Source organism: Beijerinckiaceae bacterium, from assembly GCA_004564215.1.
Lineage (GTDB): Bacteria > Pseudomonadota > Alphaproteobacteria > Rhizobiales > Beijerinckiaceae > Methylocapsa.
Genome location: CP024846.1, coordinates 739331 through 752913 on the forward strand (window position 1 = coordinate 739331; position 13583 = coordinate 752913).

Consider the following 13583-nt stretch of genomic DNA (forward strand, 5'->3'; position numbering starts at 1 on the left):
GGCGCGAATGTTCCATCCGCTGATCTTTATCATAATCCCGCTTGAAAAACCGACCCGAGGAAATGCTGCGCCGCAAGACCCGCGAACAGAAGAAGCCCGGCGTCGCGGTTCGAACGAAACAGACGCAGCGCGCTTATCTCGTCCGCGGGATTGATCCGGCTTACCTGCCAGGCGAGATGCAAGGCAAACAGCAATAGACCCGCCTGCGCGAATATACCCGCACCAACGGCGAGGAACGCTGCTTCGACACATAAAACCGAAAGCAGATAGAGGACCCCTACCCCGCCGCGGACCCGGTTTCCGAAAAACAGCGCGGTCGAGCCGATCCCTACGACCGCATCATCCTCGACATCCTGCACCGCATAGATCGTGTCGTAGCCGATCGTCCAGAACACTGCGCCAAGATAGAGCGCGATGGGAGCAGGCGCGAGCGAACCCAAAGCGGCCGCCCATCCAACCAGGCCCCCCCAGGCAAAGGCCGCGCCAAGGACCGCCTGCGGCCAGGAACTGAACCGCTTCACGAAAGGATAGAGGCAAACGATCCCGAGCGAAGCAAATCCCAGCCAGATCGTGAAGCCGTTGAAACTCAGAAGGACGCAAAGCCCCACAAGACATTGCGCGGCAAGAAACAGGAGCGCCGCCCTGACGCCGATACGTCCAGATGGGATCGGGCGCGACTTTGTCCGCTCGACCTGCTCGTCGATTTTTCGATCGACAATGTCATTATAGGTCGAGCCCGCGCCACGCATGGCGACCGCTCCGACAAAAAACAGCAGAAGATCGCGACCATGCAACGGTTGGCCATAAGCGATGCTGGCGAGCGCGCTCGACCACCAGCACGGCAACAGCAACAGCCACCAACCGATCGGCCGATCGAGGCGCGCGAGCTGAAGCAACGGATGCCAGGATTTTGGCGCAATCTTGAAGAGAATCTGATTGCCGACGGAATCCGGAAGACCCTGCGCCGGCGGCGGACTTGCCGACAAATCCGCCGAGCCTGCCGCTATGGATCGAATGCCTGGGTCCGGTGCCGGAGATCCGGCCCGGTGTTCGCTCACAGGGGGCCGGCGGGCAGCTTTGTTTGCGGCGCGTTAAGCGCTCCAGCCTGCTGCTGCTGGGCTTTTTTCATCTGCGCCGCGACGGTGCAGGCCTGGTTGGCGACCTGACCTGATTTGCTGGTGCTGGACGAGATGTTTTGGAAGACTTCATCGGGAACCGCGCACCAATCCTTGTTCTTGGTGAGATACGAAATCAGTTCATGTTCGGCCGCGACAAGCGAGCGCAGCTTGGGACAGGAAGCGATCGGATCGAGCTGGCCTTTGCCATTCTTGGCGAGCTGGTTGAGCTGATCGATAATGCTCTGGCGCTTCTTGGTCAGAGTTCCGATATCCTGATTGCAATCGAGCGCAAATGCCGCGCCGCCAACCACCAAAGGGGACAAGGCCGCGAAAGCAACCATGGCTTTACGCGCGCCGTGGATGAGCCTATGTGCCATCATGATGCGAGCCTTTCATTGGCGTTTCGATGTTCCATTTCGCTTTTCTTAACCAACACAACATGTTTCGCGCCGAAAACTTTGGGGCGGAGGCGGGCATAACTCGCGCGAGCGAACTCCAGAATTTCCCTGCCCGTTTTTGGTGGCCGTATGTCGCGTTATGATTTCACCGCGCACCGGCTTTATGTCAACGTTCCCCTCGCTCAGGCGGCGCGGTTCGATCTCGACCACACACAAGCAAATTATGTCCGCAATGTGTTGCGCCTGACCGAAGGTGCCGCAATTCGCGTCTTCAACGGGCGGGACGGCGAATGGGAAACGACCATTGCGGCTTCCAATCGGAAGGCCGTCACGCTCGTCGCCCGCCAGATGACGCGGCCGCAAGAGAGACATCCGGATCTTCATTATCTTTTCGCGCCGCTGAAACAGGCGCGCCAGGATTACATGATCCAGAAAGCTGTCGAAATGGGGGCAGGCCTCCTGCGCCCCGTGTTCACCCGCCAAACCCAGGTCCAGCGGGTTAATCTCGACCGCATGCGGGCCAATGCGATCGAAGCCGCCGAACAATGTGGAATCCTCGTAATTCCCGAAATTGCACCGGCGATCCGGCTGGACGCGCTCCTGCGAGACTGGAACAATGAGCGCCTGCTTATCTTCTGCGACGAGGATGCGCCAGTGCAAGATCCTTGCGTCGGTTTACGGCCGTTTGCCGACCCTGAGCGTCCCCGACCCGTCGCCCTTCTGGTCGGCCCGGAAGGCGGCTTCGACCGCCAGGAACGCGACGCGCTCCTCGCCTTGCCGAGCATCGTGCGGGTGTCTCTCGGTCCCCGCATTTTGCGGGCCGATACGGCCGCCGTCGCCGCGCTTGCTTTGGTTCAGGCTGTGCTCGGCGATTGGGGCGGATAAATATTAACGCATCATTATATCGCCTCATTGTAGGGTCAAAAAATTCCACGACAAAAGTTAAACGATTCTTTTGGGCATCGAATGATTTTCCGAGATACTTTGGCCTTGATAGGCTGTTGCGCCGCCGCGGTTTGCTTCACCTTCGGCAAGCCCGCGCGGGCCAATGATGTCCAGTCCGGACAGGGCACGCTTTCGCGCACGAGTGAGTCATGCGTCACCTCCGGCGCTGGCACTGTGAGCTGCGAGCGTATCGGCGGCCACGTCCGGGTCGACCTCAACACGCGGGTCGTGAGCGCGCCGACCTATGGTCGGCCAGGAGCGTCACCGGTTGCGGTCCGTATCGACGAGGGCGATCAGCCGCGCAGACATCTTCGTTTGCCGGCCGAGCAAATCGGCATCAACCCCTTCGGCCGTTGAATCGCGTGAGCTGCGCGTCGGCAGTCCAAACGGGCTGACTACGCGGTTACGGATTATTTTCCGCCGCCGAATTTTTTCAGGGCACCGAAGGGATCCTTCGTAGCGTAACCGCACGCGTTCGCCGCCAGCGGACGCGTCTTGCCATCGGCCAGCCAAAAATCCTGGACCTTGCCCGATTGGTCATCGGTTTCACGCCAACATATCTGCGCGGACCCAGTCGAGGTGTCGAAGAACACCGTCATTTGGTTACCGCCGCAATCGTGAGACTTGCACGACCAAACCGCGAAGTGCCCCGTGCCGTCGCTGGCAACCGGTCCCTCGGGTCCATGCATTTCCTTCTCTGAAATTGCAAAATAACGGTCGCCCATGCCGGCGCGCATCGCCGCCAGAACGCCGGGCTGTTCCCAAAACGACTTGCCATTGACGAGGGTGTCGGACGGATAATTGCCGTTCCATTGCCCAAGCATCGAAAGATCGGCGGCCTTTGCAGGACCAAAATAAACGCCCGCAAAAAACAGGGTCGATAAAACACCAAGGGCAAACTTCTTCATCCGGATTCCTCCCCCTGCCCTCGCATTACCGCGTCGCGGGCGCGCCTTCAATAGACGCATTCTTCGAAAGCCGGCTCGATGCTGCCCGCCCATTGGGTCTTGAATTTCTTGATCAGCCGTTCAGCTTCGCTATCTCCCGCAGCGACCGTATCAAGGGGATCGATGAAACAGGTTTCATCAGTGCCCTGCGCGTCGCATCGGTTACGTTTAGCGAGCCCCGCGCGCGCAAGACCGAGAATTTCGCGCGCGACCTCCCGCAGCGGCCGCCCTGAGACCGTAGCCTCGAGCCCCAAGCGCGGGACATCGGCACGCAATTTTTCACGTGTCTCGGCGCTCCAAAGCTTCACGACGTCCCACGCCGCGTCGAGCACGGAGGGTTCGTAAAGCAGCCCGGCGAACAAAGCCGGCAGCGCTAAAAGGAATGGCCGGGGGCCGGCGTCGGCACCGCGCATTTCAAGATAACGCTTGAGCCTGACTTCCGGGAAAATCGTCGAAAGATGATTGGCCCAGTCGGCGATCGTTGCGCGCTCCCCCGGAAGCTCAGACAGTCTGCCTGTGAGCAGATCGCTAAAATGAGCGCCCGCCACATCGTGGTAGATCTCGCCACGCTTGACAAAATACATCGGCACGGACAGCGCATAATCGACATAACGCTCGAATGACATTCCCTCTTCGAACGCGAAAGGCAAAAGTCCCGTCCGGGCAGAATCCGTGTGGCGCCAAATCTCCGAGCGCGCCGAGAGAAATCCGTTGAGCCTGCCTTCCGTGAAAGGCGAATTGGCGAAAAGCGCCGTCGTGAGGGGCTGCAAGGCCAGTGAGACGCGAAGCTTTTTTACCATGTCGGCTTCGCTCGAAAAATCGAGATTGGCCTGCACCGTCGCGGTCCGAAGCATCATTTCAAGGCCGCGCGATCCGACCTTCGGCATATATTTTATCATGATCGCGTAACGCTGCTTCGGCATCAGCGGCGTTTCGTCGAGGCGCCATTTCGGGCTCATGCCGAGCGCCAGAAAACCGATTCCATGCGGCGCCGCGAGCGCCGCGAGCGAAGACAAATGCTCGTTGAGTTCGATTTTGGTTTGGTGGAGGGAGTCGAAGGGCGCGCCGGAAAGTTCGAACTGTCCGCCAGGTTCAAGCGAGATCGCGGCCCCACCTTTTTCGTCGTAAAGCCCGATGATTCGCGCTCCGTCATTGACGGGCGCCCAGCCGAGCTTTGTTCGCATTCCCTCCAGAAGTGCGCGGATACCGCCCTGTCCACGTTCCGGCAAGCCGTCATAGGGGACCGGAGAATGATTCCCGCGATAGAACGGAATTTTCTCATATTCCGTGCCGATCCGAAATTGCTCGGCCGGCTTGGCTCCGCCTTCGATCCAAGCGACCAGTTCATCGCGCGACGTGATAGGGGTCGTATCGGAAACGTCGCGAGCCATTGCCACACTTTCGTTTGCGCCGTCATCATAAGGTTTGCCGCACCTTGGCGCGGCCGGCGGCGTCGCCAAGCTACATAAGCGGGCGCGCGCCAAGGCGCAATGCGAGTGCTGGGCCAGATGGGGGATGCCTAGGAGGGACGGTCACCGAATTGCTTACCAAGGAAACGGCTGGTTCGATCGACAAAGTCTCGTATATAAGACAACAGTTACAGCAGCTTTTGTGGAGAAACTTTGTCAACTTTGTCGCAGCCCGCTACGAGATGGGCTTTTTGCCGTCCTGTCTTCGCGGCCGGCGTTACACAACTTTGACGCCTTTCGCGAGCCGGTCCGTGATTAAATAGGCCGCTACAACCGCGCCCACGCCAAACAGAGCAGAACCGACGATCAACCCGGCATAGCCACCCTCAGGTCCAAATCGTGCGGCGCCGATTGTCACAAAAAGCATCGTACCTAGCGTCGCACGGCCCCAGTTGAAAAGCATCGAGAGAAGCGGATAGCCCAAATTGTTGAAAGCGGCGTTGGCAACGAAGATGGCGCCCAGGAACAACCAGAGCGCGCCGGCATAGGCGCACGCGAAAGTCACAAGCTCCGCAGTGTCGCCCGTTACATCAAAAAGTTTGACGATCAAAGGCGCGCAGAAACGCAGGATGACGGAAACGACGATCACATAAAGCGCCGAGAAGGCGAAGCAATCGGTCAGCACTTTGCGGACCCGCGGAATCAGTTTTGCGCCCAGATTCTGACCCATGATCGGCCCCACCGAACCGGACAAAGCGAAGAGCACTCCAAAGGCCATCGGATTGATGCGGTCGATAATGGCAAAGGCGGCAACGACCCCTTCGCCGAAATGCGAAAAAACCCGCATCGAATAGGCATTCGCGAATGGCGTTGCCAAATTGGTCAGAATTGCTGGAACGGCGATTCCCATCATCGCCGGCCAATCGCGAATCACAGGGGCCCGGTCTGGACGCGCAACAAGATTGTGCTTGAGGACGGCCCCGTGCAGTCCGACCGCGACAAGCACAAGCCGCGATATAAGCGTGACGATGGCGGCACCATAGACGCCAAGGCCGAGACCAAAAATGAATATTGGATCAAGCGCGGCTGTAACGATGGCGCCCGATAGAGTCACGAACATCGAGCGCCGCGCGTCGCCAGCCGCCCGCAATATGCTGGCGAGCGCCATGCCGAGACCAAGAAAAACAGTTGCCGGAAGGGTGATTGCAAGAAAACTCGAAGCAACGTCGAGGGTTTCGCTGGTCGCCCCAATGAGAGTTAGAATCTCCCGCCGCAAGGGCCACGCCACGCAACTGACCGCGCCTGCGATAAGCACGACATGCACCAGTCCAGATGCCGCAAGTCTTCTGGCGTCGCCGCCATCGCCGGCACCGATCGCGCGAGAGACCAAAGCGCCGATCGCAATCGAAAGCCCGATGTTGATCGACACGGAGAAGAACAAGACCTGGGTCGCGAAGCCGACAGCAGCGGTGAGTTTCGGATCGCCGAGCCGCGACACATAAAGGAGCGACAAGAGATCGACCGCAAAAATCGCCATGAGCCCGACCGACGTGGCCGCCGTCATGACAAGGACATGCCGCATGGTGGAGCCTTCGGTGAAGACCGCCCTTGGGATGGCTCCTGAACTCAAATAACAGGTTTCCTTATTTTCTGAGCTTGGCTCTGCTGGACGATTGCCCGGATGTGCGCCGCAAGCTGCTCCGCAACGCAGACCCTATGCCGGCGGAGCGGCGGGTCATAGCAGAGGCAGATGGTTTGGTCGATACTAGGCCGGTCAACGCTCGGCCGTATGCACGGCCCTTTCAGCCCATCAAATTTTTGTGGCGGTCCAACTGACCATATCGTGCATGACTCCCCCGAGCGCCGCATCGAGCGCTGCGGCAACATCCGCCGGGGTGTCGGAGGGCACGGCGATACGAGCGGAGAAATCCTTCGCGGCACGGCTTCGCCCGCTCGGTTCGATTAGTTGCGCGGAAATTTCGACCACGGCCTCGGACTGCGCAACATCCAGTTCAAAACGGCGAATGATCGTATGGAGGCTGTAATCCGCGAGCATGCCGGGGCGGCCAACCGCGCGCAGCAACCGGGCATTTTGAAAGCTTTCGATCAAACGCGCTTGAACAAGCGCCGGCAATCGATCCGCCCAACGTGCACCGGTCAGATAGGCGACCGCCTCTGAGTTTGTGCGCACGACGATCCGGTCGGAGTCGGCCGGCAGAATGGCGTTGGGTTCCCAAATGGCGAGTTGGCTGCGGCCGGCGCGAACGGCATTGTCGCCGCCCGCGGGATTGAGATCAAAGGTGGCCCTTGGCGGGGTAGAACATGCGGCCAATCCGATTGTCAGGACGATGACCCAAAGCCGACGACACTGCGCCAAAATGGGTTTCCCGGCCAACTCAAGGGCAGGATAACCCGGTTCCATCTTAACGGACCATTCCCAACTCAACACACACAACCGATGCCGAACGCCAACCTCTCATCGGATTCGTTAACGCCTGCCCGAATATTCCGGAATTTGCGGCGATTTGCCGAACAGGAATTGTTGCGGGTTGTTCTCGATGGAGCGAACGGCCTGATTGATCTGTTCAAGCGTCTTGCGGCCATCCACCGCCAAGGCTTCATACTGACGCAAGCCGGTGCCGGTAAAATGGTTAATATTGGCGGCGATCTCTTTGGTTCGCGAATCCAGATTGTCGGCAGCCTTTTTGATCGATCTCGCCGCGGCGGCAATATCGCCCAAGGGGCCGCCATTATTCCCGTCCGACGGCCCTAAAGCGCCGCTAAGGCTCGTCAGAACCTCATTGACCTTATCGGCCGCCTTGTCGAGCTTTGCCGCCAGCGAGGCGACATCCTTGACAATCGTCCTGACATCATCCGGGTTGATCGCCTTCATGACGTCATTTGTTTCGCCCGCCAGCCCATCCACTTTGCCCAAAACGTCGGAGGCTTGACCGGAAATCCGGCGGGCCGACTCGATCAGATCCTGGAAGTCCGACCGTTCGGCGATGATCACACCCGGGCCCTTATCCGGGCCCGCTGCCAGCGGCGGCGATTTCTCGGTGCCGCCGAGGAGCGCGATAGAGGCCACACCCGTCAGGCCGGTCGATTCGAGACGCGCCCTGGTGTCGACGCGAACGGGCACTCGCGCATCGATCACGACAAGAGCATAGACATGGGATGGATCTTGCGGTTCGAAGTCGAGATTGGTCACGTCGCCGACGCGCACGCCATTGAACAGAACCGGGGCGCCGCGCAACAATCCAGTCACCGATCCGGTAAAGACAATTTTATAGGTATGCTGGCCATAGGATTTGTCGCCGCTGCCCGAAAACCACATCACAAAGGCGAACGCCGAGGCGATAACGGCCAAGGTGAAGACGCCGATCAAGGCATAATTCGCGCGGGTTTCCATGTATCGAGGAGTCCTGCTTTACTTTTCTGCGCTGGCGGCGATCACGAAGGATCGTTCGAAATGGCGAGGACATCACCTGCCATGGCGGTGTCGTCCATAGTTTTTGCTGCCGTCTGAACAAACTGGCGGGCCCTTTTGCCATGGAAATAGGCGCGCAACCAGGGGTGTTGCGAGGCCAGCATGCTCGCAATCGTACCAGCGGCGATCACCTTTCCCTCGGCCAGCGCGGCAACCCGGTCGCAAATGGAGTAAAGACTGTCCAAATCATGCGTGACCATAAAGACGGTGAGACCCAGCGTATGCTGCAAGGTGGCGATCAACTCGTCGAATTCGGCAGCGCCGATCGGGTCGAGGCCGGATGTCGGCTCATCAAGAAACAACAGCTCCGGATCCAGCGCCAGAGCCCGCGCCAGAGCGGCCCGCTTGATCATGCCGCCGGACAGTTCGGAAGGGTATTTGTTCGCCGCGTCGAGATCAAGACCGACAAGCTGGATCTTAAGCATGGCAAGCTCATCGGCAAAGCGCGGCGATAGATTCAAATGTTCGCGCAGGGGCACTTCGACGTTCTGCTTCACCGTGAGGCCGGAAAACAGGGCGCCTTGCTGAAACATCACGCCGATGCGCCGTTCGATTTTGTCATATTCGCGGCGCGATATGCGATCGAGATCGGCGCCGAAAAGCTCGATCCGGCCGCTTTGCTTGCGGATAAGCCCCAAAACGGCCCGGGTCAGGACCGATTTGCCGGTGCCGGAACCGCCGACAAAGCCGAGCACCTCGCCGCGGAAAACGTCGAGATCGAGGCCCTGCATAACCAGATTGCCGTCGAAACCGACGACGAGATCGCGCACGCGGATAACGATTTCCCGGCCGGCCTCGTCGCCCGAGATCGGTTCAGGAGCCTCCTGGGAGAGGTGCTCGTCGGTCAAAACTTAATCCCTGCGAAAAACACTGCGAAAAGTCCATCAACCACGATAACCATGAAGATTGATTTGACGACCGACGCCGTAACCTGCCGACCCAGCGATTCAGCCGAGCCCGAAACGGCCAAGCCTTCGACGGAGGCGATCAGGCCGATCACCAGCCCCATGAACGGGGCCTTGATCAGACCGCTCAAAAAAGTATGCACGGCAATCGCCGACGGCAGCAAGGCGACAAAACTTCTGGGCGTTATTCCGGCATAGATCCAGCTGACCAGAATGCCGCCCCCGATTGCAGACATATCCGCGACGAAGGTCAAGAGCGGCAGCGAGATCACCAGCGCGAGCAGCCTCGGCACGATGAGGACTTCGACCGGTCGAAGCCCCATGACCGCAAGGGCGTCAATTTCTTCGCGCATTTTCATGGAGCCTATTTCCGCCGTGATGGCCGACCCCGAACGGCCGGCGATCATGATGGCGGTCAAAAGAACACCGAGTTCGCGCAAAATCAGAATGCCGATAAGGTCAACCACCAGAATCGTGGCGCCGAACCGCCGCAGCTGGAAGATACCCTGCTGCGCGACAATGGCGCCAACCAGAAAATTGATCAAAACGATGATCGGGACGCTCCGGAACGCAATGGTTTCGAGGTGGGATACCAGCGACGTTCCACGAAAATGGGAGGGCTGAACCAGGCTTTTCGCCATCGAAGCCACGACTTCGCCGAGAAAGCTGACGGCTCTGAAAAGGTCGCGTCCCGCCGCGACCACGCTTTCGCCGACATCGGCGCAAAGCTCAATGACGAAGGCTCCACGCCGCCGCTGCGAAAGGTCAAAACTCCGATAATGGGCCTCTTCAAGAAGAATTTTATACTCGGGCCTGATCGACTCCAGCTTCGCATCGACGCCTTTCGCATCCAGCGTCTGCCTGGCCCGGTCAATGAGCCAAGCACCGGCAGTATCGAGCCGCGCGACACCGCCCAGGTCGAAAATGACGTGTCTTGCGCCATCGCCCTCCGCGAGAAGGGCGTCGGAAGCGGCTTCTATCGCGGCCGATGCGTCGACCGTCCAGCGCCCGGCAAGGTTCAGCCTCACCGCATCACCCGATCGCGCGCTGGAAATCTTTGGGTCGTCCGGCAAGTCCATCCTTCGAATCCGTTTGAATGACGCCAAGCAAGCGCCTGCAGAAGTGATGCTGTTTCACGGTTTGGTCTGGCAGGCGCTTGCGGCGAAGTCGAGGCAAACCGATCAACGTGCCACCTTTAGGCCAGAATCCGCGACGCCTGGCAATCGGTCGTTATTGACATTTATTGACATTGCATCGTTGCGCGAAAGTCACGGCCCGAGACAATACTCGGCCTAACCTGCACCGTTAACGAATCCGGCTTGACTCTCTGCTGGGAACGCTCGCACGTTCGCAAATATAGTTGCTTATCGTAGCAAAGGCGCAGCAAGTGCGGGCGGTTGGCCTTACCCTTCCCCAATATCGAGGCTGGACGCGAGCGTCCCGGTATGGACTCGCTCTTATCGTTTGCCTTGTCCAATTGTGGATGCCCGCACACCACCACAGATTGGACGCGGCCGCCACCAACGCGGAAACGTCGGACGTCCGTTGCTCGCAGTTTGGCGTCCATCCAGTCTCCGATCCCAACGGCGACCCGGCACCGTGTCAACACGACGATTGTGCTTGTTGTCCTCCAGTCATCGATACGATCGGGCTTTTGCCAGAGGAACCTTTCGGCACTCCCTATCTGCCGCGGCTAGTAGCAATCGTGGCGACCCCCGTTCTGTTTGGCTCGCTTGCCAACTCCGAACACATTCCCGGACAACCGCGCGCGCCTCCGACCCTGATCTGACCAACGCACAACCGCGCGGCACCGCAGGCTTTCCTTCGGTGTCCGCAGCCCTCTTTCAGATCGAGGTTCCAACATGTCCCAGAAGGTTTACCTGGCTCGCGCCGGCGCGTTCGCCGCCGCAGCCATTCTCGCCGGAATCGGCCCGGCGTTTTCCCACATTTTTGTCGGTAACCGGTTCTTTCCCGCCACCCTCACGTTCGACGATCCGGGCGTCAACGACGAATTGGCCTTGCCGACCTTCGTCTACATCACCAATCCCGACGGTTCGCAGCAGTTCGATTACTCGTTCGAATATGCGAAATCGATCACGCCATATTTCGGAATTTCCGTTGGCGACACGTTCACCCATCTGAACAACCCTCGCGCGAATGGCTGGCAGAACCTAGAGACCGGGCTGAAATTAACGATTTTCCAAAACCCGGAGCATGAATTCATCCTGACGCTCGGCACTGAATTCGAGTGGGGACACACCGGAAACGCAAGCGTTGGCGCCGAGGCTTTCACCGCCGTGACACCACAAATCTTCTTCGGCAAAGGGTTTGGTGACTTGCCAACGAGCCTTGACGCGCTGCGCCCCCTCGCGCTCACCGGCGTATTCGGCGTCGGATTTTCCACCCATCCGATCGACGTCAGCGTGACACTCGAGGACGGGCTTCCCATCGTTGAAATCGAGAAGAGCCCGACCGTTTTCCAGTGGGGCTTGTCGCTTCAATATAGCCTCCCCTACATGAACTCCAATGTCATGGAAGTAGGTGGGCCGGAATTCCTCAAGCACCTCATTCCGTTGGTTGAGGCCACATTCACCACACCTGTCGCGAACATTCCTCTCGGTGGCCATACAACGACCGGAATCATCGCGCCCGGGTTCATTTATGCGTCGAGATATTTTCAGCTTGGCCTTGAAGCCCTAATCCCGATCAATTCCGCAAGCGGCAAAAATGTCGGCGTGATCGCGCAGCTGCACCTCTATCTCGACGACATCTTCCCCGATTCAATCGGCCGGCCGCTGTTTGCGCCTCCCGATTATGTGTCCCCAAGCGCGGCCTATTACGCATCGCATAAGTGAGTCCGCCATGCACCGTTTGCTGAAACTGATCGTAATCTCGTTGGCATTGGCCTTTGCCGCCGATACCGCGTTGGCTCATGCATTCCTGGACAGATCCGTTCCGCCGGTTGGCGGAACGGTTTCCGGCTCGCCCCGAGAAATCCGGCTTTATTTCACACAAGGCGTGGTGACGGCCTTCTCCGGGGTGCAAGTGACGAGCGAAAGCGGGGCTTCGATCCCGGTCGGAAGACCTGTCAACGATCCTTCCGACCGGAGCATCGTGATCGTGCGACTGGGACAAGGGCTCAGGCCTGGCAGCTACACCGTGAGCTGGCATGTGGTTTCGGTGGACACGCATCCCTCGCAGGGGACGTTCCGCTTCACGGTCTCCTAGCTCGGCCGAAATCGGGCGGTACCACTGGCACAGTCAGCTGCGTTCGCGACGCCACCCAAGCGCGGCGAACCGGACCGCATAGTACGAAAATGTCCACGATCGGTGGTTAGTAAGGATTGCTGGACAATGGTGATCGTTTTCTGGCCCCTTGTTATCGCCCGCTGGATCCATTTCGCTTCAGTCGTCGTGCTGTTTGGGTCCTCGTTGTTTTGGTTTTACGTGGGTCACGAGCGATCATCCGCCGGCTTCGGCGGATTGCCGCAAACCCTTCGGGCGACAACCAATTTGCTGCGCATTGCCGCCCCCTTGGCGGCGATTTCCGGCATTGCTTGGCTTGCGTTCATCTTGATCAATATTGCGCGTGACTTTGGCAGCGTCGTCGACCCCGAGGATCTCCGCCTTTTCTTTTTTGAAACGCCATTCGGCACGGTGTCTTTCCTTCGTCTCGCGCTCCTCGTGGCCGCCATCGTGATCGCTTTCCTGCCTCGGCACGGCCGTTGGTCGTTCGCCGCTCTCCTCCACATCAGCGCGGTGCTTTTGGTGACCCAAGCCTGGTTCGGCCATTCCGTCGATGGCGTCGGGTTTTATCGAGCCACTTTGATCACGGTCTACGGCGTCCATACGATCGCCGCGGCCGCCTGGGTCGGCGGGCTCGTGCCGCTTCTTTTCGCGATTATCGAACAACGGCGCCTCGGGCCTTCGGAAGAAGCAGGCAACCGCATTCTCGATATTTTGTCCCGCTTCTCGTTGATGGCGATGGCTGCAGTCACCTTGATCGTGTTGAGCGGCACCATTACCGCGGGCTTTCGTGTCTCTGGATCGCTTGGCAAGCTATTGGACAGCGATTATGGCGATGTGCTTCTCAAAAAGATTGCGCTCGTGGCCGTCATGCTCACCTTTGCCTGTCTCAACCGGTTCGTCTTGATGCCAGGGTTGCGCGCCGCGTCGCTGAAGGGCGTGCGTCAGATGGTTAGGCTACGCTACAGCGTGACTTTCGAACTGGCGATCGGGATTCTTGTTCTCGGCGCGTCGGCCATCCTCGGTGTCACAATGCCGCCGCAGTGAACGGGCCATCAGCGGCCGGCTCTGCTAAACCGCAACCTGATACTCAGCGAGATTTCATTTCGAGGCCCCAGCCTTGAG

Annotated in this window: 15 protein-coding genes; 6 read left to right on the top strand and 9 right to left on the bottom strand. The window is 59.1% G+C overall.

Annotated elements, in window-relative coordinates:
• Positions 1 to 29: 29 nt before the first annotated feature.
• Complete coding sequence (locus CU048_03470) at positions 30 to 986, bottom strand: 4-hydroxybenzoate octaprenyltransferase (protein QBR70489.1); 957 nt, start codon at positions 984 to 986, stop codon at positions 30 to 32.
• A 68-nt stretch (positions 987 to 1054) separates the two neighbouring features.
• On the bottom strand, positions 1055 to 1498 hold the full coding sequence (locus tag CU048_03475) for a hypothetical protein (protein QBR70490.1): 444 nt from the start codon (positions 1496 to 1498) through the stop codon (positions 1055 to 1057).
• Between the two features lie 147 nt (positions 1499 to 1645).
• On the opposite strand from CU048_03475, the gene CU048_03480 reads away from it, so the two are divergent.
• Both CU048_03480 and CU048_03485 read left to right on the top strand, forming a co-directional pair.
• Positions 1646 to 2401, top strand: coding sequence for a 16S rRNA (uracil(1498)-N(3))-methyltransferase (locus tag CU048_03480; GenBank protein QBR70491.1), 756 nt, complete (start codon positions 1646 to 1648; stop codon positions 2399 to 2401).
• Between the two features lie 81 nt (positions 2402 to 2482).
• Positions 2483 to 2818 carry a hypothetical protein gene (locus CU048_03485; protein QBR70492.1) on the top strand — a complete coding sequence of 112 codons (336 nt, stop codon included), beginning with the start codon at positions 2483 to 2485 and terminating at the stop codon, positions 2816 to 2818.
• Positions 2819 to 2871: 53 nt separating this feature from the next.
• Here the strand turns inward: CU048_03485 and CU048_03490 are convergent, their stop codons facing one another.
• The 7 genes from CU048_03490 to CU048_03520 all read right to left on the bottom strand — a co-directional run bounded on the left by CU048_03490 (position 2872) and on the right by CU048_03520 (position 10291).
• The gene (locus CU048_03490; GenBank protein ID QBR70493.1) at positions 2872 to 3369 is read right to left on the bottom strand and encodes a hypothetical protein; all 498 of its coding nucleotides are present in this window, start codon (positions 3367 to 3369) and stop codon (positions 2872 to 2874) included.
• 47 nt (positions 3370 to 3416) lie between these two features.
• Positions 3417 to 4799 (bottom strand): glutamate--cysteine ligase, encoded by a 1383-nt coding sequence (locus CU048_03495; GenBank protein ID QBR72629.1) that lies wholly within the window; start codon positions 4797 to 4799, stop codon positions 3417 to 3419.
• 295 nt (positions 4800 to 5094) lie between these two features.
• On the bottom strand, positions 5095 to 6399 hold the full coding sequence (locus tag CU048_03500; protein QBR70494.1) for an MATE family efflux transporter: 1305 nt from the start codon (positions 6397 to 6399) through the stop codon (positions 5095 to 5097).
• 228 nt (positions 6400 to 6627) lie between these two features.
• A complete protein-coding gene (locus CU048_03505; protein QBR70495.1) occupies positions 6628 to 7239 on the bottom strand; it encodes a hypothetical protein in 612 nt (203 codons plus the stop codon).
• A 66-nt stretch (positions 7240 to 7305) separates the two neighbouring features.
• Positions 7306 to 8229 (bottom strand): MCE family protein, encoded by a 924-nt coding sequence (locus CU048_03510; GenBank protein QBR70496.1) that lies wholly within the window; start codon positions 8227 to 8229, stop codon positions 7306 to 7308.
• A gap of 41 nt (positions 8230 to 8270) precedes the next feature.
• Positions 8271 to 9038 carry an ABC transporter ATP-binding protein gene (locus CU048_03515; GenBank protein QBR72630.1) on the bottom strand — a complete coding sequence of 256 codons (768 nt, stop codon included), beginning with the start codon at positions 9036 to 9038 and terminating at the stop codon, positions 8271 to 8273.
• A 113-nt stretch (positions 9039 to 9151) separates the two neighbouring features.
• Positions 9152 to 10291 (bottom strand): ABC transporter permease, encoded by a 1140-nt coding sequence (locus CU048_03520; protein ID QBR70497.1) that lies wholly within the window; start codon positions 10289 to 10291, stop codon positions 9152 to 9154.
• A 425-nt stretch (positions 10292 to 10716) separates the two neighbouring features.
• Between CU048_03520 and CU048_03525 the strand changes: the two genes are divergently transcribed.
• The 4 genes from CU048_03525 to CU048_03540 all read left to right on the top strand — a co-directional run bounded on the left by CU048_03525 (position 10717) and on the right by CU048_03540 (position 13505).
• Complete coding sequence (locus tag CU048_03525) at positions 10717 to 11001, top strand: hypothetical protein (GenBank protein QBR70498.1); 285 nt, start codon at positions 10717 to 10719, stop codon at positions 10999 to 11001.
• A gap of 73 nt (positions 11002 to 11074) precedes the next feature.
• Positions 11075 to 12067 (top strand): hypothetical protein, encoded by a 993-nt coding sequence (locus tag CU048_03530; protein ID QBR70499.1) that lies wholly within the window; start codon positions 11075 to 11077, stop codon positions 12065 to 12067.
• 7 nt (positions 12068 to 12074) lie between these two features.
• Positions 12075 to 12440 (top strand): hypothetical protein, encoded by a 366-nt coding sequence (locus CU048_03535; protein ID QBR70500.1) that lies wholly within the window; start codon positions 12075 to 12077, stop codon positions 12438 to 12440.
• Between the two features lie 126 nt (positions 12441 to 12566).
• Complete coding sequence (locus CU048_03540; GenBank protein ID QBR70501.1) at positions 12567 to 13505, top strand: hypothetical protein; 939 nt, start codon at positions 12567 to 12569, stop codon at positions 13503 to 13505.
• Positions 13506 to 13583: the final 78 nt, after the last annotated feature.

Bases quoted from the DNA above. Each gene is read 5' to 3' on its own strand.
- CU048_03475 (QBR70490.1), bottom strand. From the start codon at position 1,498: ATGATGGCACATAGGCTCATCCACGGCGCGCGTAAAGCCATGGTTGCT.
- CU048_03480 (QBR70491.1), top strand. From the start codon at position 1,646: ATGTCGCGTTATGATTTCACCGCGCACCGGCTTTATGTCAACGTTCCC.
- CU048_03485 (QBR70492.1), top strand. From the start codon at position 2,483: ATGATTTTCCGAGATACTTTGGCCTTGATAGGCTGTTGCGCCGCCGCG.
- CU048_03490 (QBR70493.1), bottom strand. From the start codon at position 3,369: ATGAAGAAGTTTGCCCTTGGTGTTTTATCGACCCTGTTTTTTGCGGGC.
- CU048_03495 (QBR72629.1), bottom strand. From the start codon at position 4,799: ATGGCTCGCGACGTTTCCGATACGACCCCTATCACGTCGCGCGATGAA.
- CU048_03500 (QBR70494.1), bottom strand. From the start codon at position 6,399: ATGCGGCATGTCCTTGTCATGACGGCGGCCACGTCGGTCGGGCTCATG.
- CU048_03505 (QBR70495.1), bottom strand. From the start codon at position 7,239: ATGGAACCGGGTTATCCTGCCCTTGAGTTGGCCGGGAAACCCATTTTG.
- CU048_03510 (QBR70496.1), bottom strand. From the start codon at position 8,229: ATGGAAACCCGCGCGAATTATGCCTTGATCGGCGTCTTCACCTTGGCC.
- CU048_03515 (QBR72630.1), bottom strand. From the start codon at position 9,038: ATGCAGGGCCTCGATCTCGACGTTTTCCGCGGCGAGGTGCTCGGCTTT.
- CU048_03520 (QBR70497.1), bottom strand. From the start codon at position 10,291: ATGGACTTGCCGGACGACCCAAAGATTTCCAGCGCGCGATCGGGTGAT.
- CU048_03530 (QBR70499.1), top strand. From the start codon at position 11,075: ATGTCCCAGAAGGTTTACCTGGCTCGCGCCGGCGCGTTCGCCGCCGCA.
- CU048_03535 (QBR70500.1), top strand. From the start codon at position 12,075: ATGCACCGTTTGCTGAAACTGATCGTAATCTCGTTGGCATTGGCCTTT.
- CU048_03540 (QBR70501.1), top strand. From the start codon at position 12,567: ATGGTGATCGTTTTCTGGCCCCTTGTTATCGCCCGCTGGATCCATTTC.